The organism is Pseudomonas sp. S8 (genome assembly GCF_050473925.1).
Taxonomy (GTDB): Bacteria; Pseudomonadota; Gammaproteobacteria; order Pseudomonadales; family Pseudomonadaceae; genus Aquipseudomonas; species Aquipseudomonas parakoreensis.
In genome coordinates this window covers 1,765,350-1,783,456 of record NZ_JBFDVZ010000016.1, presented here as the reverse complement: position 1 = coordinate 1,783,456, position 18,107 = coordinate 1,765,350, and the positions used below count along the sequence as shown (strand labels likewise).

The following is an 18,107-nucleotide window of genomic DNA, read 5'->3' as shown; positions in this document are numbered from 1 at the left end:
GTGGTGAAACGCGGCGTGGCGCCTCACCGGTAACGCGTGTTCTTGCTCAACTGGCCGCGTTACCCAGCGCTTCTGCGGCGAAGGGTTCGCCACGCAGTAGCGCGATGTCCCGACTGGGTGCGGTGCCGTACAGGCGTGCGTATTCGCGGCTGAACTGCGAAGGACTTTCATAGCCGACCGCAAACGCCGCTCGCGAAACGTCCAGACGCTCCATCCACATCAATCGGCGCGCCTCGTTCAATCGCAGCCACTTCTGGTACTGCAGCGGGCTCATGCCGGTGAGTTGGCGGAAGTGGTGGTGAAAAGTCGGTGCGCTCATCTGCACCCGTGCCGCCAATTCATCGATGCGAAGCGCCTCGGTGTAGTTGACCTTGAGCCAGTCGATGGCTTTGGCGATGCGATAACCCTGGCCATCGACGGCCGTGATCTGCCGCAGCCGCGCGCCTTGATCGGTATGGAGCAGCCGATAGTGGATTTCCCGCAGCACCAGCGGCGCCAGTACCGGGATCGCTTCAGGCTCGTCGAGCAATGCCAGCAGGCGCTCAAGCGCGCCTTCCAGCGCGGACGACATGCTGCCAATGCCAGCGCCCGCGTTCATCGACGGCTGCCGTTTCGCAGGCAAGCCACCTTTGCTGAGGATTTCGGCGAGCATGCCGACATCCAGTTTCAGCACCAGCCCGACACAGGGCTGTTCGGGGCTGGCAAGCATCACTTCGGAATTGGCGGGCAGATCCAGTGAAGTGACCAGAAATCGCGAAGGGTCATAGCGGTAACCCTCACCGCCGACCCACAAGCGCTTTTCCCCACGGCCCACCAGAATCAGGCTCGGCTCGATCATGCACACGGCGGGAGGCGCCGGCTGATCGCGACGAAACAGCGACAGGCCGGGTATCGCCGTGGCGAAGTCACCCGGCACGCTCACGCGCGGGTCAATGTTCAACGCCAAAGGTGATGCGTGGCGCAGCGGGGTAGGGATCATGTCGGACAACTCCTGTTGATCGAACTCTAATCCGCTGCACAGGCGTTTCCTATACACCACCCCGCAACCTCAGAGGATCAGGCAAGCATTCAAGAGGAATGCACTAGGGCAGAGGTGAATCGACCGGGAGAATGTGTCAAACCATTACAGGAGAGCCACCATGCAAGTCTTCGCTTATGGCGCCCATGCGGGCGACAAACCGCTTGAACCTCTGCGCATCACCCGTCGCGATCCCGGCCCGGAAGACGTGCAGATCGAGATTGCCTATTGCGGTATCTGCCACTCCGACCTGCACCAGGTGCGGGCCGAATGGGAGGGCACACAATATCCTTGCGTGCCCGGTCACGAGATCGTCGGTCGGGTCACCGCCGTAGGCCAACAGGTCAGCGGCTTCGCTCCGGGTGATCTGGTCGGCGTCGGCTGCATTGTCGACAGCTGCAAACATTGCGAAGAGTGTGCCGAGGGTTTTGAGAATTACTGCGACGGCATGATCGGCACCTACAACTTCCCGACTGCAGATGCGCCCGGCTGGACCCTGGGCGGTTACTCGCAAGCGATCGTGGTGCACCAGCGCTACGCATTGCGGATTCGTCATCCTGAAACTCAACTGGCTGCGGTGGCGCCGCTGCTGTGCGCGGGCATCACCACCTGGTCGCCGCTGCGGCACTGGAACGCCGGCCCCGGCAAAAAAGTCGGCGTGGTCGGCATCGGTGGTCTGGGCCACATGGGGATCAAACTGGCGCACGCGTTGGGCGCGTACGTAGTGGCGTTCACCACGTCCGAATCGAAACGCGAGGCCGCGAAAAGCCTCGGCGCCGATGAGGTGGTGGTTTCAAGCGATGCGCAGCAAATGGCCGCGCACCTGAAAAGCTTCGACCTGATCATCAACACCGTGGCCGCCCCCCACGACCTCGACGCTTTGCTGGTGCTGCTCAAGCGTGACGGCGCGATGACGCTGGTGGGGGCACCGGCGTCGCCGCATCCTTCGCCGAACGTGTTCAACCTGATCATGAAGCGTCGCACCCTCGCGGGATCGATGATCGGCGGCATTCCGGAGACTCAGGAGATGCTCGATTTCTGTGCCGAACACGGCATCGTCTCGGACATCGAGCTGATCCGTGCCGAGCAGATCAATGAGGCGTACGAGCGCATGCTCAAAGGTGACGTCAAATACCGTTTCGTGATCGACAACGCGACGCTGGCACCGTGAAAAACAGTGCGTCCGGGCCATCGCCCGGACGCCTCTCGCCATACAGGTAGTTCCCATGACTTCCCTTTCTACAGAACAGCGCGGCTGGAGCGCGGTGCTGGCCATGTCTCTGGCCGCCTTCGCCCTGGTCGCTTCAGAATTCATGCCGGTCAGTCTGCTGACGCCGATTGCCGCCGAACTGCAGATCAGCGAAGGCCAGGCCGGGCAGGGGATTTCCGTGTCCGGTGCATTCGCCCTGGTGACCAGCCTGGTGATTGCAGCGGTTGCCGCTCGTGTCGAGCGCAAAACGCTGTTGCTGGGGCTGACCTTGCTGATGATCGTCTCGGGCACGGTGGTCGCGTTCGCGCCGGGCTATCCGTCGTTCATGTTCGGGCGGGCCTTGATCGGCATCGCGATCGGCGGTTTCTGGTCGTTGTCAGCGGCAACCGCGATGCGTCTGGTGCCGCCTGACCAAGTGTCCCGGGCACTGGCGATCGTCAACGGCGGCAACGCGCTGGCGACGGTAATTGCCGCTCCGGCGGGGAGTTTCCTCGGCGCGTTGATAGGCTGGCGCGGCGCATTTTTCTGCGTGGTTCCGGTCGCGGCGCTGGCGGCCATATGGCTGCTGATCAGTCTGCCGTCCTTCAAGCTCGAGCGTCAGGCCGGTCGCGGCAACGCCCTGCGGCTGATGAAGCAATGGCCAGTCGCTTTGGGGATGGTCGCTGTCAGCGTATTTTTCATGGGGCAATTCATGCTGTTCACCTACCTGCGGCCCTTTCTGGAGGAGGTCACCGGGGTCAGCGTCTCAACCCTGTCCTTGATGCTGCTGGGACTGGGGCTTGCAGGGTTCATCGGGACCTTTGTGATCGAAAGATTCCTCGGCACCGGCCTGTACCGCACGCTGACGGTTATCCCGCTGATGATGGCGGTCATCGCCCTGGCGCTGGTCAACTTCGGCGCATCACCGCTGCTGACTGCGGTGCTGCTCGGATTGTGGGGGCTGGTCGCCACGGCGGCGCCCGTGGGCTGGTGGACATGGCTGGCACAGACGCTCCCGGAGGATGCTGAGGCCGGCGGAGGCTTGCTTGTGGCCATCGTGCAACTGGCAATCGCCGGAGGGGCCATCGTCGGTGGCCTGGCGTTTGATCTGAGCGGTTATAAAGCCACCTTCGAGCTGAGCGCGGCGGTGTTGGTGATTGCGTCGATGCTCGCCTGGTTAGCGGGGCGCAGCGCTGCACAAGTGCATTTTGTCGAGTCGAACGCGACTGGTTGAGAGAAGTGCGAGAGTGATCGTGGAGTTGGCAGCTCTGCTCCAGCAACGGATTTGCCAATGACACTATGTGTCATATAGTCTTTGGCGCATCACTCATCCAGCCCCTCATCAAGGATTTCCAATGAACGTTCATTTCGTGGTTCACGAAGCATTCGAATCGCCCGGCGCCTATGAAACCTGGGTGTGCGAACGTGGCCATGAAGCGAGTTATTCGCGCGTGCATGCGTTTGAGGCCTTGCCCGCGAGCGTCGAGAACATCGACCTGCTGGTGGTGTTGGGCGGCCCGCAATCGCCGGCGACGAGCAAAGAGGAATGTCCGCATTTCGATGCGGCTGCCGAGTGCGACCTGATCGTTAGAGCGATCAACGCGAACAAGGCAGTGGTAGGCGTTTGCCTGGGGGCGCAATTGCTCGGCGAAGCGCTGGGTGCTGCGCATGGTCACAGCCCGGAAAAGGAAATCGGCAATTTTCCGATCACCTTGACCGAGGCGGGCAAGAACAACGCCAAGGTGGCGCACTTCGGCGATGCGCTCGACGTCGGTCATTGGCACAACGATATGCCGGGGCTGACGGCGCAGGCGAAGGTCCTCGCCGTCAGTGAGGGCTGTCCGCGCCAGATTGTCGAGTACGGCGATCTTGTCTACGGCTTCCAGTGCCACATGGAGTTCACCGCGGAGGTCGTGGAGCGTTTGATTGCCGCGTCCCCTGACGAGCTGGCGGCGGCGCTGGATTGTCGTTTCGTTCAGCAGCCGGCGGCGCTTCGCACCAACGCTTATGAGCAGATGAACCTTAAGCTGTTCGAGTTCCTCGACAAGCTGGTGGCGCAGTATCAACAGCAACGCAAGGGCTAGGAATAGCGGGCCAAACGCTCACGCCAGTTGCCACCGTGAGAACGCATGCACGCTTGCTCGGAGTCGAAACACACGTTGCGCTCTGATGCGGGCAGGTCGATATCGGCCTCCCTCAGCGCGGTGGCCGTCAGTTCGAAGATCCGTGCTTTGGCTTGTGTGAGGGCGAGATGTTTGTCGGCCTCAGTATCGAACACCCAGATCACTTTCAGGGTCGCCGCCAACGCGTTCAGGTCAGCGGTATGGGTCAGCCAGGTGAAGCCCTGGATTTCAGCTTTTGCGCTTTCACATGCGTCGGTGAGCGTGGCAATCAAGCGCCGCTCGATCCGCGCCAGTTCTCGTTTTCCAACAGGCATTGCAGATCCTTATACGACAGTGGTGGTGTGGTCTCACTGTAATTGCTGAGGTTCACAAATCCTCATGTCCAACCCGAATTCCCTGTGGGAGCGAGCTTGCTCGCGAAAGCGGTAGGTCTGTTATGTCAGTGTTGACTGACTTGGCGCCTTCGCGAGCAAACTCGCTCCCACAAAGGTTGCTGTGAACCGGGATGCCCCTGTCCAGCACAAATCTTTGTGGGAATGTGGCGTCAGTCCAGATCGCTGGCCTGATGCCGTTCAGCAACCTGGCTCGCCTCGTCACCCCAGGTGCGATTGACGCGCTGGCCACGCATCACCGCAGGGCGTTGGGCGATGTCTTCGGCCCAGCGCTGCACGTGTTTGTAGTCCTGAGCCGATAGAAATTCGGCCGCCGAATACACGTTATTGCGCACCAGTTGCCCGTACCACGGCCAGACCGCGATGTCCGCAATGGTGTAGCTGTCGCCCGCCAGATAGCGGCTCTCGCCAAGGCGCCGGTCAAGCACATCGAGCTGACGCTTGGCTTCCATGGTGAAGCGGTTGATCGGGTATTCGAGCTTCTCCGGCGCATACGCGTAGAAGTGCCCGAAGCCACCGCCCAGATAAGGTGCGGCGCCCATCTGCCAGAACAGCCAGTTCAGGGTTTCCGTGCGGCCAGCCGGATCTTTCGGCAGGAAGGCGCCGAATTTCTCTGCCAGATACAGCAGGATCGAACCGGATTCGAATACCCGAATCGGCGGCTGTACGCTGTGGTCGAGCAGCGCCGGAATCTTCGAGTTCGGATTGATCTCGACAAAACCGCTGGAGAACTGATCGCCCTCGTTGATGCGGATCAGCCAGGCGTCGTACTCGGCCTCGGTGTGCCCCAGTGCGAGCAATTCTTCCAGCAGGATGGTCACCTTGACGCCATTGGGCGTCGCCAGTGAATACAACTGCAGCGGGTGTTTGCCCACTGGCAGGGTCTTTTCATGCGTCGGCCCGGCAATCGGGCGGTTGATGCTAGCGAAATGGCCGCCGGACGGGGCTTCGTGTTTCCAGACTTTGGGCGGTACGTAGGGCGCTTTACTCATGAAATGGGCCTCATGGTGAACTTGCCGAGAATGACCTGACGGGTATCAGACCAGACAGCATAAACGCTCTAGCTCAAGACTGCGCAACCCCCGGAATGATCAAACACGCCGCCAGACCCATCAACGCGATCCCGATGACCTTGTCGAGGAGCCGCTGTTTTTCCAGCAGGCGCCGGCGCAACCGTTCGGTGGAGAAAAACAGCGCGACCAGGCTGAACCACAGCCAATGAATGACCGACATGAACAGGCCATAGGCGAAGTTCATCGTCAGCGAACTGTCTGGCTCCACCACCTGACTGTACGCCGCCACCACGAACAACATGGTTTTCGGATTCAGTGCATTGGTCAGAAAACCTGAGCAGAACACCTTCCAGGCACGGGGTGCGGAAGCGCTCGCATCGGTAAATGTCAGCACCGATTGATTGGTGAAGGATTTGATGCCCAGATAGACCAGGTAGCCGGCACCCAGCAGTTTCATCATCCAGAACAGCAGCGGCGATTGGGTGATGATCAGCGCCACCCCGAACACCGTGTAGAACACATGAACCTGCACGCCACAGGCGATGCCCAGCGCAGCCAGCAAACCACTGCGCCGCCCGTAGGCATAGCTGTTGCGAGTGACCATGGCAAAGTCCGGGCCGGGACTGATCACCGCCAGAACAGTGATGGCGATCATCAAAAACAATTCATTCATCCATACGCTCCATCGCGTTATTTGCGCTACTTGATTTCACAGATGCACAGTCCGCAGTCATTCTTTCAAACGCTTGGAAAGGTGCGGCAGGCTCCGAGTGGCGCCATGATGGGGAATTGTCACTGGCAAAAAAAACGATTTATAGTCGCGAAAATCTGTGAGAAATCATCGTCTATATGAACCTGCCTCCGCTGGCTGCCTTTCGCTTCTTCAACACCGCCGCCCAGACCCAGAGTTTCGTCAAGGCTGCCGAGCTGCTGCACGTCACCCACGGCGCAGTCAGCCGCCAGGTGCGTTTGCTGGAGGAGGCGATCGGGGTCGAGTTGTTCGAACGGCGTAATCGCGCGATCTTTCTCAATCACGCGGGACGTTTGCTGTTCAATGTCACCGCGCCGATGTTCGAACAGTTGCAGAGCACGGTTTATCGCCTGCAACGCGAAGTCCACGATGACGTGCTGGTGGTGTCCTGCGAGCCGACCATCGCCATGAAGTGGCTGATCCCGCGTTTGCCCGACTTCCACAGCGCGCATCCACAGTTGCAAGTGCAATTGCTGACGGCCGGCGGGCCGATCGACTTCGCTCGTTCAGGCGTGGATCTGGCGATCCGCCGCGACGATTTCCATTGGGACGAAACCGTGCACGGCGTGACCCTTTGTGAAGAGTGGATCGGCCCGGTCTGCGTGCCGTCCAGTCGACCTGACGGTGATCATTTGCGTGGTGCCTGCCTGCTGCACAGCAAGACGCGCCCGCAGGCGTGGGACAACTGGATACGACTGGCTGGCATGAACGCATCGGATGTCAGTCGGGTCGATTACGAGCATTTCTACCTGTGCATTCAGGCCGCGCTGGCCGGGCTGGGCGTCGGAATGGCGTCGTTTCTGATGGTGCAGGACGAACTCAAGTCCGGCCAGTTGATCGCGCCGTTCGGCTTCGTTCGCGACGGTTCGAGTTATTGCCTGCTGTCACCGCGACCCTTCGAACAGAGTGCCAATGCCATGCTTTTTCGCGAGTGGATTAGCCAGCAGATGAGCGCGTGCAGCCAATGGCTCGGGGGTGATCTGCAGCCTTGAAGACAGAGCGCTGCATTCATCAGCCAGGCATGATCAACGGGCTTGCATTGGCCAGCGCCTGTTCAGGTGCTCCGTCAAATAATCCATGAAGGCTCTGACCTTCGGCGTCATCGCCGCACGTTCCTGCACGCATGCATAGATGTCCATCGGTTCGACATGCCCGTGGGTTTCACCCGGAAGATCTTCGAACAGTTGCACCAGTTGACCGCTTTCAAGGTAGGGCGCGGCGACGAATTCGGCCAGACGCGTGACACCTGCGCCGTTGACTGCCATTTGCGCCAGGGCGTCGATGTCGTCGCTGATGGCGGTGGCGTTGATCGGAGCGTCGTAGTGTTGGCCGTTTCGGATGCAACCCCAGCGCAGAAAGCGCCCATCCAACGGGTAACGGAACGCCAGGCAGGCGTGGTGTTGCAGGTCTTGCGGTGATTGCGGCACGCCGGCGCGTGCAAGGTAGGCGGGTGCGGCGCAGAAGATGAAAGGCAGGGAAACGATTCGGCGTGCGACGATGCCGTCTTCCAGTTGTGGTTTGATCCGCAGGCTCAGATCAATGCCGTTCTGGATGTGATTGATCTTGCCATTGGTGGTCGACAGCTCGACCAGCAGGCGCGGATGCAGTGCGGAGAAACTGGCGAGTAACGGCGCCAATACGTGGCGACCGAATGCGCTGGTGGAGGCAATGCTCAAGCGGCCTTGCAGTTCGCCTTCGTCGCCGATGATCGCGCTTTGCGCCGACTCCAGGTCCGCCGCGATGCGTTTGACTTTCTCGTAATACAGCGCGCCATTTTCAGTGAGGGCCATGCGGCGGGTGGTGCGCTGCAGCAGGCGCACGCCGAGGTGCGTTTCCAGGCGATTGAGGGTCTGGCTGACCGCTGCCGCACTGACGCCCAAGGCCTTGGCGGCGCCGACGATTGAGCCGGCTTCAACCACTTTGATAAAACTGGCAATCGCCGCCAACAGATTCATCCGTGTCCCGCCGTGTGGGTTTGATTCGTAAGTTGTGCTTTATAAAGTACCTAAGGCAGGCCGTCTAGTTGAGGGCTGGGGGCTTTGCTAAGGTGCCGGCTCCCTGTCAATGGATGGAAAAGCCATATGAATCAAAGAACCACTACCGATGCCTTGTATTCGCTGCGTCGCAAGTTGTCGTCACGAGCGACGCCCTACGTGTTTGCGTTGTACATGGCGACGATCATGGCATTCCTGATGTCGCTGGTGATCACCGCCGCCAACTCCGGAATTGATAACGACTACCTGAGTAATGCGCTGCACGCCTACAAGCTGGCGATGCCGGTCGCGTTTTTGTGCATCCTCGTGGTGCGGCCGATCGTGATCAAACTGGTGGCGATGACGGTGCATCCGCATCGTTGATGATCCCCGTGCAGGAGCTGCCGAAGGCTGCGATCTTTTGATGTTGTTTTTGCATATCAAAAGATCGCAGCCTTCTGCAGCTCCTACAGGGAGCGGTTCGGCAAGGCTGTCGGATAAAAACAATCGAAACTTCGCGCGCTCCGAAACTGTCCAGACCCTTGTACCGCCCGGCGGATGTCTCGCCGGGCAGGCTTCATGTATCGGTGACAGGCGAGGAACGAAATGACGACGACAGTGGGCGATTTTCTGGTTGAGCGGCTCAGCCAATGGGGCGTCACGCGGATTTTTGGTTATCCGGGAGACGGCATCAATGGCGTGTTCGGCGCGCTCGCCCGAGCCAATGGCAAGATCGAATTCGTTCAGGCCCGTCACGAAGAAATGGCCGCCTTCATGGCCTCGGCCCACGCCAAGTTCACGGGCGAGCTGGGTGTTTGCATCGCTACTTCGGGGCCGGGTGCTTCGCACCTGATCACCGGGTTATACGACGCTCGGATGGATCACCAACCGGTGCTGGCAATTGTCGGCCAGCAGGCACGGACGGCGCTCGGCAGTCATTACCAGCAGGAGCTGGACCTGGTGTCGATGTTCAAGGATGTGGCCGGGGCGTTTGTGCAGCAGGCGTCGGCGCCGTCGCAAGTGCGGCATTTGCTTGATCGCGCCGTGCGTACGGCAGTTGGCGAGCGGCGGGTGACGGCGATCATTCTGCCCAATGATTTGCAGGATCTTGCGTACGAGCCACCGGCGCGGGCACACGGCACTGCGCATTCCGGCGTCGGATACACCAAGCCGAAAGTGCTGCCCTACGAGGCGGATCTGCAGCGCGCCGCCGACGTTTTGAACAGCGGTGAAAAAATCGCGATTCTGGTCGGCGCTGGCGCGTTGCAAGCGACGGATGAAGTGATCGCCATCGCGGAAAAACTCGGTGCTGGCGTCGCCAAGGCGTTACTCGGCAAGGCCGTGCTGCCGGACGATTTGCCGTGGGTCACCGGCAGTATCGGCCTGCTGGGCACCGAGCCGAGCTACAAGATGATGAGTGAATGCGACACCTTGTTGATGATCGGCTCGGGTTTTCCCTATGCCGAATTTCTGCCCAAGGAAGGTCAGGCGCGCGGCGTGCAGATTGACCTGCAGCCAGACATGCTCAGCCTGCGTTATCCGATGGAGGTCAATCTGGTCGGTGACTCCGCCGAAACCCTTGCCGCGCTGCTGCCGTTGCTCGAACAGAAGACCTCGCACAAGTGGCGCAAAAAGATCGAGGGCTGGCGCGGCAGTTGGGAGAAAACCCTGGAAAAGCGTGCGATGGCCAAAGCTGATCCGATCAATCCGCAGCGGGTGGTGTATGAACTGTCACCGCGCCTGCCGGAGCAGGCGATCATCACCAGCGACTCGGGCTCCTGCGCCAACTGGTACGCCCGTGATCTGAAGATTCGCCGCGGCATGCAGTGTTCGCTGTCTGGTGGCCTGGCCTCGATGGGCGCTGCCGTGCCGTATGCGATCGCGGCCAAGTTCGCGCACCCCGAGCGCGCGGTGATTGCGCTGGTGGGTGACGGTGCGATGCAGATGAACAACATGGCCGAACTGATCACCGTCGCCAAATACTGGCGCCAATGGAGCAGCCCGAAATGGATCTGCGCGGTGTTCAACAACGAGGATCTGAATCAGGTCACCTGGGAGCAGCGGGTGATGGAGGGCGATCCTAAGTTCGAAGCCTCGCAGAGCATTCCCGATGTGCCGTATCACCTGTTCGCCATTTCCATCGGCCTGAAAGGGATTTTCGTCGACCGCGAAGAAGACGTCGCCGCTGCCTGGGAGCAGGCACTGGCCTCGGACGTGCCGGTGCTGATCGAGTTCAAGACCGACCCCAACGTGCCGCCATTGCCGCCGCACATCAAACTCGAACAGGCGAAGAAATTTGCCACGACCCTGCTCAAGGGCGACCCGGACGAGGCGGGCGTGATCGTGCAAGCCGCCAAGCAGGTGCTGGCCAGCGTCCTGCCCGGCAAAAAATAATCGTGAAGGCACTTCGTCGTGCACCAAGGCTGTGAGCACCGCCGAAACCTGTGGGAGCGAGCTTGCTCGCGAAAGCGTTGTGTCAGGCACAGCGATTGTGGAGGTGTCGACGCCTTCGCTGGCAAGCCAGCTCCCACAGGTATTTCGTCGTGCCTGATATCTGTGAACGAGACCGTGGAGATTTTCATGGGTGAAGCAGCGAAGGGGCTTTTTTGATGTTCATCGGTTGCGCAGGCTGGAGTCTGGGGCGTGATTATTGGCCGGAGTTTCCGGCCGAGGGCACGCATCTGCAGCGTTACGCGGCGCGGTTCGACTGCGTGGAAATCAACAGCTCGTTTTATCGTCCGCATCGGCGTCAGACCTATGCGCGCTGGGCGGATTCGGTGCCGCCGGGCTTTCGCTTTTCAGTGAAGGTGCCAAAGCAGATCACTCATGAATGGCGTCTGCGGGACTGTGATCAAGCGCTGGACGAGTTTCTCGGGCAGTGCGCGGGGCTGGCCGATCGGCTGGGATGCTTGCTGGTGCAACTGCCACCGTCGCTGGCCTTTGAACCGACAAGCGCAGAGGCGTTTTTCGTGGCATTGCGCCAACGCTTCGCCGGTGCCGTGGTGCTTGAGCCACGGCATGAGTCATGGGTGGCGGCGGCGCCGATGCTGCAGGCGTATCGGATTGCCCAAGCCATGGTCGATCCGTCGCGGATCAGTACTGATGGTTCGGCGCAAGGCTGGACAGGTGTGTGTTATTGGCGATTGCACGGTTCGCCACGCATCTACCACAGCGCCTACAACGAGCGTTATCTGCAAGCGCTGGCAGAGCAGATGCAGGTCGCGGCAGCAGCGGGCGCCGCGGTGTGGTGCATCTTCGACAACACCGCCAGTGGTGCCGCGTTGGGTAATGCGTTGGCACTGGCAGCGTTGATGGCGGATTGAGCCAGGCGGACAAGTCGTCGCAGACGATTGTCGCGCTGATGATCGTCAGCGGTTGAGGAAGGCCAGCAGATCCTCATTCAGCGCCTGAGCGTGGGTCACGGCAAAACCATGGGGCGCGCCGGCGTAGACTTTCAGCTCGGCGCCCTTGATCTGCGCGGCGGCCTGCTTGCCGGTGGTTTCGAACGGCACGATCTGATCGCCGTCACCGTGGATCACCAGAGTCGGCACGTCGATCTTCGCCATGTCCGGGCGGAAGTCGGTTTGCGAAAACGCGGTGACGCAATCCACGGTCCCTTTGAGCGAGGCGAGCAGGGCGACGTTCAGGGTTTGCGTGAGCACGCCGTCGGAGACTTTTTGGCCCTGATTGGTGCCGTAGAACGGCGCAGCGAAATCAGCGATGAACTGCGCGCGATCCTTGAGCAGACCGGCCTTGATCCCATCGAACACCGAGGTGTCGACACCTTGCGGGTAGTCGGCTTTTTTGCCGAACAATGGCGTCACTGCACCGAGCAGCACCAGCCCGGCAACGCGCTCGCTGCCGTGACGGGCGATGTAGCGGCTGACGTCACCGCCGCCCATGGAGAAGCCGACCAGCGTCACGTCGCGCAGGTCGAGGTGGTTGATCAGTTGCGCGATGTCATCGGCAAAGGTGTCGTAGTCGTAGCCGGTCCATGGTTGATCGGAGCGGCCGAAACCACGGCGGTCGAAGGCAATTGTGCGGTAGCCGCGACTGCTCAGGTATTCCATCTGGTATTCCCACATGTCGGCATCCAGCGGCCAGCCATGGCTGAACAGCACGGGCTTGCCGCTGCCCCAGTCCTTGAAATAGATCTGTGTGCCGTCATCGGTAGTGAATGTGCTCATGGAAACTCCTTGCTTGAGTACGCGTTGGGGAGGGGCTGTAAAAGCAGGATTCACTATCCGCGCAATCGACCGTGGCCACTTGTATGCAGGTGCTGCGCTGTCGGCGTGGTTCTTTTTCGCGAACACAGTTGTAAGATGCAACCACACGCCGTTTTTGATGGAGAAACACCCTGTGAAGCGCAAAAGCCTGCACGGCAACGCCTGCCCGGTCGCCCGTACGCTGGACCTGATCGGCGACTGGTGGTCGCTGCTGATCATCCGCGATGCGCTGGAGGGCATTCGCCGCTTCAGTGATTTTCAGAAGAATCTGGACATCGCCAAGAACATGCTCAGCGCTCGGCTCAAGGCCTTGGTGGAGCAGGGGATCCTGCAAACCGTGCCGGCCGCCGATGGCGGTGCCTATAAGGAATACGTGCTGACCGAACGCGGCAAGGCCTTGCAGACAGTGATCGTCGCGCTGTCGCAGTGGGGCGGCGAGCACCTGTATGCGCCGGGTGAGCCGGGTTCGGTGATGGTCGATGCGCGGCAGCGTCAGCCGATCAGAAAGCTTGAGTTGCAGGCGGCTGACGGCCGTGTGCTGGGGGCTGGCGAGGTGTCGACGAAACTTGGCGTAGTGCACTGATTGAAGGTTTAAATGCAAACGCCCCGACACAGCGTTGGAGCGTTTGTTTGTTCGGTTTCAACCTGTAGGGGCCTTAGCGAAACGCCGGCACCACATGCTTGATGAACAATGCCAACGACTTCTTCTTCTCCGCATGCGGCAAGCTGTTGTCACACCAGAAACTGAACTCATCCACCCCCAGTTCCTGGTAATACTTGATCCGCGGAATGATCTCTTCCGGCGTACCGATCATCGCTGTCTTGTGCAAACTCTCCAGCTCAAACTCTGGACGCCCGGCAAACTTCTCTTCCGGGCTTGGGGCGAGGAAGCCGTTGACCGGTACTTCCTTGTTGCCAAACCACGCATCGAAGGTGCGGTAGAAACGTGAGATCGCCTTGGCGCCGACTTTCCAGCCGTCCGGATCGTCCGCCGAGTGCACGTGGGTGTGGCGCAGCACCATCAGTTGCGGACGCGGGACGTCGGGGTTGTTGTCCAGGGCGGTCTGGAACTTGTTCTTCAGGTCGACGACTTCTTCGTCGCCCTTCATCAATGGCGTGACCATCACGTTGCAACCGTTGGCCACGGCGAAGTTGTGTGAGTCCGGGTCGCGGGCGGCGATCCACATCGGTGGGTTAGGTTTCTGGATGGGCTTCGGCACGCTGGTCGAGATCGGGAATTTCCAGATGTCGCCGTCGTGGGCGTAGTCGCCTTGCCACAGGGCGCGGACCACCGGGACCATTTCGCGCAGGGCCTGGCCGCCGCTGGAGGCGGGCATGCCGCCGGCCATGCGATCGAATTCGACCTGATAGGCGCCGCGCGCCAGGCCGACTTCCATGCGCCCGTTGCTGATGACGTCGAGCAGGGCGCATTCACCGGCCACCCGCAGCGGGTGCCAGAACGGCGCGATGATGGTGCCGGCGCCGAGGTGAATGGTGGTGGTTTTGGCGGCGAGGTAGGCCAGCAGCGGCATCGGGCTGGGCGAGATGGTGTATTCCATCGCGTGGTGTTCGCCGATCCACACGGTGCTGAAACCACCGGCCTCGGCCATCAGGGTCAGTTCGGTCAGGTCTTCGAACAGTTGCCGGTGGCTGACGCTTTCGTCCCAGCGTTCCATGTGGATGAACAGGGAAAATTTCATGACGCTTCCTCGGATCTTTTATTGTTGAGGCTACAAAGCTGTGTGGGAGGGCTGAAATCTTGATCAGGCCAGAGCGGGCAGGGCGCCCATCTTGCCGTGGCAATACACCAGCGGCCCGGTGTGCTGTTCCGGGACGATCAGGTTCTTCACCGCGCCGACCATGATCGCGTGGTCACCGCCTTCGTATTCGCGCCACAACTCACACTCGATGATAGCCGTCGCGTTGGCCAGGATCGGGTTGCCCAACTCGCTCAATGTCCACTCGATGCCTTGCGCTTTGTCCTTGCCTTTACGGGCGAAGGCGTAGGCTTCGCTCTGTTGGCCGCCGGACAGGACGTGGATCGCGAAGCGCTTGTTCTTGATCAGCACAGGGTAGGAGTCGGAGCTGTAGTTGGGGCAGAACAGCACCAGCGCCGGGTCCATCGACAGTGAACTGAAGGCGCTGGCGGTGAGGCCGACGATCTGGCCGTCATCGTCCAGCGTGGTGATGACAGTGACGCCGGACGGAAACGAGCCCATGACTTGTTTGTAGATGGCAGCATCGATCATTGGACGATCCTCGGGTGTTGTGACGCGATTTTTATGTATTTGTTGGTCTGATGGTATACCAGTATTTTTTCTTTGCAAGGGCTTTTAGGCTGAACCGATAAACGTGGTGCTTTCGTCGGAAACTCAGCGTTTATTGGGCCCTCGGCTGGCCTGCAGGCCGCAGAATCAGTGAGGATAACGGATCAGATAGCGCCTTGAACTACGGATCAGTCTTGTGAAATGTTTGGAATACCATAATATGGTCTGCATCTGAGGGGCGGCCGCAGAGTCCCCCCGGTTTGGCTTCATACAAAGATAAGAACAGACAAACTCGAGTTCATGCATATGTCCCAGATGTCCCGGCAAGATCCGTTGATCGAGAATCACACGGTCGACTACGTCCCACTCGCGGAACGCCACGGGAAGGCCCGCGACCTTTTTACCCTTTGGTTCAGCACCAACATCGCGCCACTGCCCATCGTTACCGGCGCCATGGTGGTTCAGGTGTTCCATCTCGATTTGCTCTGGGGCCTGCTGGCGATTGCGCTGGGGCACCTGATCGGCGGGGTGGTGATCGCCCTGGCGTCGGCGCAAGGCCCGCGCATGGGCATTCCGCAAATGGTCCAGAGTCGTGGTCAGTTCGGGCGTTACGGCGCACTGCTGATCGTGTTTTTTGCGGCGCTGATCTACATCGGCTTCTTCATTTCCAACATCGTGCTTGCCGGTAAATCGATTGTCGGCATTGCGCCGTCGGTACCGGCGCCGTTGAGCATTCTGATCGGTGCACTGGCGGCCACCGCGATTGGCGTGATCGGCTACAACTTCATTCACACACTCAACCGCATCGGCACCTGGGTGATGGGCAGCGCGCTGCTCGCCGGCTTCCTCTACATCTTCGCCCACGATTTGCCGGCGGACTTCCTGACGCGCGGCAGCTTCAACCTGTCGGGCTGGCTGGCAACGGTGTCGCTGGGGATCATCTGGCAGATTAGTTTCTCGCCGTACGTGTCCGATTATTCGCGTTATCTGCCGGCGGATATCGGCATCGCCAAACCGTTCTGGGCCACGTATATGGGCGCGACACTGGGCACGATTCTGTCGTTCAGTTTCGGCGCCGTGGCAGTGCTGGCGACGCCGGAAGGCACCGAGGCGATGGCGGCGGTCAAGCAGTCGACCGGTTGGCTGGGGCCGATTCTGATGGTGTTGTTCCTGCTCAACATCATCAGCCACAACGCGCTGAATCTGTACGGCGCAGTGTTGTCGATCATCACCTCGATCCAGACCTTCGCCAGTCAGTGGACGCCGAGCATCAAGGTGCGTGTGGTGTTGTCGAGCGTGGTGCTGGCGGGTTGCTGCGTGGTAGCGCTGAGTGCCTCGGCGGATTTCATTTCGCAGTTCATCGGGCTGATTCTGGCGTTGCTGTTGGTGCTGGTGCCGTGGGCGTCGATCAATCTGATCGACTTCTACCTGATCAAGCGCGGCGCGTATGACATCAGCTCGATTTTCCGCGCGGACGGCGGCATTTACGGGCGCTTCAATCTGCACGCGATCATTGCCTATTTCATCGGGATCATTGTGCAACTGCCGTTCGCCAATACGTCGCTGTACGTCGGGCCGTACGCCAATCTGGTCGATGGCGCCGACCTGTCGTGGCTGTTCGGCCTGGTGGTGACGGTGCCGTTGTATTACTGCCTCGCCACACGCGGGCAGACGCAGAAGCAACGTGGCGAGGGGATTTATCCCCGATCGGCTGCGAAGCAGTCATGAAATCAGCGAGTGCGGCCCCCCTTTGAGATACAAAGGGGGCCGCTTCGCGTTCCATCGGGGATAAATCCCCTCACCACAAGTGATGTTTCCTTGGACCTTGTGCATTCCAGCGGTCATTCAAATTGGCCATTTCGATCCCCTTTTGGCCCATCACCCACTGTGCCGCGACCCCGCGGTCGGCAAGAATCAAAGCCACAACAAAACGCTGGACTTTACTTGCCCTTGGCTACCTTTACAGCCGCTGCCGTGTACAGAACATAAAAACCATCGATCTCACGTCGCATTTCGGGGAAACAACCATGGTCACGATGAAACGCATTCTGGGTGCCACCGTGTGTGGGCTGACGCTGCTGGCCAGTGCGGTACACGCCGAGCAGCGCGAGCTGCGGGTCTACAACTGGGCGGATTACATCCTGCCGTCGGTGCCCAAGGATTTCGCCGCAAAGACCGGCATCAAAGTGACCTGGGACACCTTCGACACCAATGAATCGCTGGAAGCCAAGTTGCTCACCGGCAACTCCGGCTACGATCTGGTGGTGCCGTCGAACCAGTTCATCGACACCCAGATCAAGGCCGGGGTGTTCCAGAAACTCGACAAGTCGAAACTGCCGAACTGGAGTCACCAGGATCCGGCGCTGCTCAAGTTGCTGGATGCCAACGACCCCGGCAACCAGTACGGCGTGCCCTACATGTATGGCACGGTGCTGATCGGCTTCAACCCGGCCAAGGTCAAGGCCGCGCTTGGCGACAACGCGCCAGTCGACAGCTGGGATCTGGTGTTCAAGCCGGAAAACATGGAGAAGCTCAAATCCTGCGGCGTGGCGATGCTCGATTCGCCGTCGGAAATTCTGCCGCTGGCCCTGCATTACCTCGGCCTCGACCCGAACAGCCAGAACCCGGCCGACTATGAAAAGGCCAAGGACCTGATGCTGAAGATTCGTCCGTACGTGACCTACTTCAACTCGGCCAAGTACATGACCGACATCGCCAACGGCGATATCTGCGTGGCCATCGGTTACTCCGGCAGCTTCTATCAGTTCGGCAACCGTGCGAAAGAGGCGGGCAACGGTGTGGTGGTCGACTGGCGTTTGCCGAAGGAGGGTGCGCCGATCTGGTTTGATACCTTCGCCATTCCGAAAAGCGCGAAGAATGTCGAAGAGGCCCACGAATTCCTCAACACCTTGCTCGATCCAAAAGTCATTGCGCCGATCAGCGACTTCCTCGGCTACCCGAACGTCAACAAGGACTCGATGCCGCTGGTGAACAAAGACATCACCGCCAACCCGAACCTGACGCCAACGCCTGAAGCCCTGAAAACCCTCTACGTCGTCCAGCCCCTGCCGCAAAAACTCGAACGCGTACGCACCCGGGTGTGGACCAGCATCAAGTCCGACAAGTAACCGCCTCCTCCCTGTAGGAGCTGCCGC

At 60.2% G+C, this 18,107-nt stretch carries 18 protein-coding genes; 10 read left to right on the top strand and 8 right to left on the bottom strand.

Translation table 11 applies throughout. From position 1 onward, the window contains the following. Positions 1-46: 46 nt before the first annotated feature. A complete protein-coding gene (locus AB1J88_RS09185; protein ID WP_430290887.1) occupies positions 47-979 on the bottom strand; it encodes an AraC family transcriptional regulator N-terminal domain-containing protein in 933 nt (310 codons plus the stop codon). A 160-nt stretch (positions 980-1,139) separates the two neighbouring features. Between AB1J88_RS09185 and AB1J88_RS09180 the strand changes: the two genes are divergently transcribed. The 3 genes from AB1J88_RS09180 to AB1J88_RS09170 all read left to right on the top strand — a co-directional run bounded on the left by AB1J88_RS09180 (position 1,140) and on the right by AB1J88_RS09170 (position 4,291). Beyond that, positions 1,140-2,189 carry an NAD(P)-dependent alcohol dehydrogenase gene (locus tag AB1J88_RS09180; RefSeq protein ID WP_430290886.1) on the top strand — a complete coding sequence of 350 codons (1,050 nt, stop codon included), beginning with the start codon at positions 1,140-1,142 and terminating at the stop codon, positions 2,187-2,189. Positions 2,190-2,244: 55 nt separating this feature from the next. Beyond that, positions 2,245-3,441: an MFS transporter gene (locus AB1J88_RS09175; RefSeq protein ID WP_430290885.1), complete on the top strand. Its 1,197-nt coding sequence runs from the start codon at positions 2,245-2,247 to the stop codon at positions 3,439-3,441. A 121-nt stretch (positions 3,442-3,562) separates the two neighbouring features. Beyond that, positions 3,563-4,291 (top strand): type 1 glutamine amidotransferase, encoded by a 729-nt coding sequence (locus AB1J88_RS09170; protein WP_430290884.1) that lies wholly within the window; start codon positions 3,563-3,565, stop codon positions 4,289-4,291. Here AB1J88_RS09170 and AB1J88_RS09165 read toward each other — a convergent pair. From AB1J88_RS09165 to AB1J88_RS09155, 3 genes are all read right to left on the bottom strand, one after another. Next, on the bottom strand, positions 4,288-4,644 hold the full coding sequence (locus AB1J88_RS09165) for a hypothetical protein (protein ID WP_430290883.1): 357 nt from the start codon (positions 4,642-4,644) through the stop codon (positions 4,288-4,290). The two genes, AB1J88_RS09170 and AB1J88_RS09165, sit on opposite strands and share 4 nt — an antisense overlap. A gap of 230 nt (positions 4,645-4,874) precedes the next feature. Further along, entirely contained in the window at positions 4,875-5,714 is an 840-nt protein-coding gene (gene yghU / locus AB1J88_RS09160) for a glutathione-dependent disulfide-bond oxidoreductase (protein WP_430290882.1), read from the bottom strand. A 73-nt stretch (positions 5,715-5,787) separates the two neighbouring features. After that, positions 5,788-6,408 (bottom strand): LysE family translocator, encoded by a 621-nt coding sequence (locus AB1J88_RS09155; RefSeq protein ID WP_430290881.1) that lies wholly within the window; start codon positions 6,406-6,408, stop codon positions 5,788-5,790. A gap of 176 nt (positions 6,409-6,584) precedes the next feature. Here AB1J88_RS09155 and AB1J88_RS09150 point away from each other — a divergent pair, with 176 nt between their 5' ends. After that, positions 6,585-7,478 carry a LysR substrate-binding domain-containing protein gene (locus AB1J88_RS09150; RefSeq protein ID WP_430290880.1) on the top strand — a complete coding sequence of 298 codons (894 nt, stop codon included), beginning with the start codon at positions 6,585-6,587 and terminating at the stop codon, positions 7,476-7,478. Positions 7,479-7,511: 33 nt separating this feature from the next. On the opposite strand, the gene AB1J88_RS09145 is transcribed toward AB1J88_RS09150, so the two are convergent. Next, positions 7,512-8,441 carry a LysR family transcriptional regulator gene (locus AB1J88_RS09145; RefSeq protein WP_430290879.1) on the bottom strand — a complete coding sequence of 310 codons (930 nt, stop codon included), beginning with the start codon at positions 8,439-8,441 and terminating at the stop codon, positions 7,512-7,514. Between the two features lie 126 nt (positions 8,442-8,567). Between AB1J88_RS09145 and AB1J88_RS09140 the strand changes: the two genes are divergently transcribed. The 3 genes from AB1J88_RS09140 (at position 8,568) to AB1J88_RS09130 (ending at position 11,782) form a co-directional block, all read left to right on the top strand. Continuing rightward, positions 8,568-8,843, top strand: coding sequence for a DUF2798 domain-containing protein (locus AB1J88_RS09140; RefSeq protein WP_430290878.1), 276 nt, complete (start codon positions 8,568-8,570; stop codon positions 8,841-8,843). 222 nt (positions 8,844-9,065) lie between these two features. Then, positions 9,066-10,853 (top strand): thiamine pyrophosphate-requiring protein, encoded by a 1,788-nt coding sequence (locus AB1J88_RS09135; protein ID WP_430290877.1) that lies wholly within the window; start codon positions 9,066-9,068, stop codon positions 10,851-10,853. Positions 10,854-11,068: 215 nt separating this feature from the next. After that, the gene (locus AB1J88_RS09130; RefSeq protein ID WP_430290876.1) at positions 11,069-11,782 is read left to right on the top strand and encodes a DUF72 domain-containing protein; all 714 of its coding nucleotides are present in this window, start codon (positions 11,069-11,071) and stop codon (positions 11,780-11,782) included. Between the two features lie 45 nt (positions 11,783-11,827). Here the strand turns inward: AB1J88_RS09130 and AB1J88_RS09125 are convergent, their stop codons facing one another. Beyond that, on the bottom strand, positions 11,828-12,646 hold the full coding sequence (locus AB1J88_RS09125) for an alpha/beta fold hydrolase (protein WP_108182444.1): 819 nt from the start codon (positions 12,644-12,646) through the stop codon (positions 11,828-11,830). Positions 12,647-12,818: 172 nt separating this feature from the next. On the opposite strand from AB1J88_RS09125, the gene AB1J88_RS09120 reads away from it, so the two are divergent. Next, positions 12,819-13,268 (top strand): winged helix-turn-helix transcriptional regulator, encoded by a 450-nt coding sequence (locus AB1J88_RS09120; protein WP_430290875.1) that lies wholly within the window; start codon positions 12,819-12,821, stop codon positions 13,266-13,268. Between the two features lie 73 nt (positions 13,269-13,341). Here AB1J88_RS09120 and AB1J88_RS09115 read toward each other — a convergent pair whose 3' ends face one another. After that, positions 13,342-14,385: an LLM class flavin-dependent oxidoreductase gene (locus tag AB1J88_RS09115; protein ID WP_430290874.1), complete on the bottom strand. Its 1,044-nt coding sequence runs from the start codon at positions 14,383-14,385 to the stop codon at positions 13,342-13,344. A 63-nt stretch (positions 14,386-14,448) separates the two neighbouring features. Next, on the bottom strand, positions 14,449-14,934 hold the full coding sequence (locus AB1J88_RS09110) for a flavin reductase family protein (RefSeq protein ID WP_430290873.1): 486 nt from the start codon (positions 14,932-14,934) through the stop codon (positions 14,449-14,451). Positions 14,935-15,258: 324 nt separating this feature from the next. Here AB1J88_RS09110 and AB1J88_RS09105 point away from each other — a divergent pair, with 324 nt between their 5' ends. Both AB1J88_RS09105 and AB1J88_RS09100 read left to right on the top strand, forming a co-directional pair. After that, positions 15,259-16,680 (top strand): purine-cytosine permease family protein, encoded by a 1,422-nt coding sequence (locus tag AB1J88_RS09105; protein ID WP_430290872.1) that lies wholly within the window; start codon positions 15,259-15,261, stop codon positions 16,678-16,680. Between the two features lie 299 nt (positions 16,681-16,979). Then, entirely contained in the window at positions 16,980-18,080 is a 1,101-nt protein-coding gene (locus tag AB1J88_RS09100; RefSeq protein WP_007960451.1) for a polyamine ABC transporter substrate-binding protein, read from the top strand. Positions 18,081-18,107: the final 27 nt, after the last annotated feature.

Bases quoted from the DNA above. Each gene is read 5' to 3' on its own strand.
- AB1J88_RS09140 (WP_430290878.1), top strand. From the start codon at position 8,568: ATGAATCAAAGAACCACTACCGATGCCTTGTATTCGCTGCGTCGCAAG.
- AB1J88_RS09130 (WP_430290876.1), top strand. From the start codon at position 11,069: ATGTTCATCGGTTGCGCAGGCTGGAGTCTGGGGCGTGATTATTGGCCG.
- AB1J88_RS09180 (WP_430290886.1), top strand. From the start codon at position 1,140: ATGCAAGTCTTCGCTTATGGCGCCCATGCGGGCGACAAACCGCTTGAA.
- AB1J88_RS09105 (WP_430290872.1), top strand. From the start codon at position 15,259: ATGTCCCAGATGTCCCGGCAAGATCCGTTGATCGAGAATCACACGGTC.
- AB1J88_RS09110 (WP_430290873.1), bottom strand. From the start codon at position 14,934: ATGATCGATGCTGCCATCTACAAACAAGTCATGGGCTCGTTTCCGTCC.
- AB1J88_RS09135 (WP_430290877.1), top strand. From the start codon at position 9,066: ATGACGACGACAGTGGGCGATTTTCTGGTTGAGCGGCTCAGCCAATGG.
- AB1J88_RS09100 (WP_007960451.1), top strand. From the start codon at position 16,980: ATGGTCACGATGAAACGCATTCTGGGTGCCACCGTGTGTGGGCTGACG.
- AB1J88_RS09185 (WP_430290887.1), bottom strand. From the start codon at position 979: ATGATCCCTACCCCGCTGCGCCACGCATCACCTTTGGCGTTGAACATT.
- AB1J88_RS09150 (WP_430290880.1), top strand. From the start codon at position 6,585: ATGAACCTGCCTCCGCTGGCTGCCTTTCGCTTCTTCAACACCGCCGCC.
- AB1J88_RS09175 (WP_430290885.1), top strand. From the start codon at position 2,245: ATGACTTCCCTTTCTACAGAACAGCGCGGCTGGAGCGCGGTGCTGGCC.
- yghU (WP_430290882.1), bottom strand. From the start codon at position 5,714: ATGAGTAAAGCGCCCTACGTACCGCCCAAAGTCTGGAAACACGAAGCC.
- AB1J88_RS09145 (WP_430290879.1), bottom strand. From the start codon at position 8,441: ATGAATCTGTTGGCGGCGATTGCCAGTTTTATCAAAGTGGTTGAAGCC.
- AB1J88_RS09125 (WP_108182444.1), bottom strand. From the start codon at position 12,646: ATGAGCACATTCACTACCGATGACGGCACACAGATCTATTTCAAGGAC.
- AB1J88_RS09165 (WP_430290883.1), bottom strand. From the start codon at position 4,644: ATGCCTGTTGGAAAACGAGAACTGGCGCGGATCGAGCGGCGCTTGATT.
- AB1J88_RS09115 (WP_430290874.1), bottom strand. From the start codon at position 14,385: ATGAAATTTTCCCTGTTCATCCACATGGAACGCTGGGACGAAAGCGTC.
- AB1J88_RS09170 (WP_430290884.1), top strand. From the start codon at position 3,563: ATGAACGTTCATTTCGTGGTTCACGAAGCATTCGAATCGCCCGGCGCC.
- AB1J88_RS09155 (WP_430290881.1), bottom strand. From the start codon at position 6,408: ATGAATGAATTGTTTTTGATGATCGCCATCACTGTTCTGGCGGTGATC.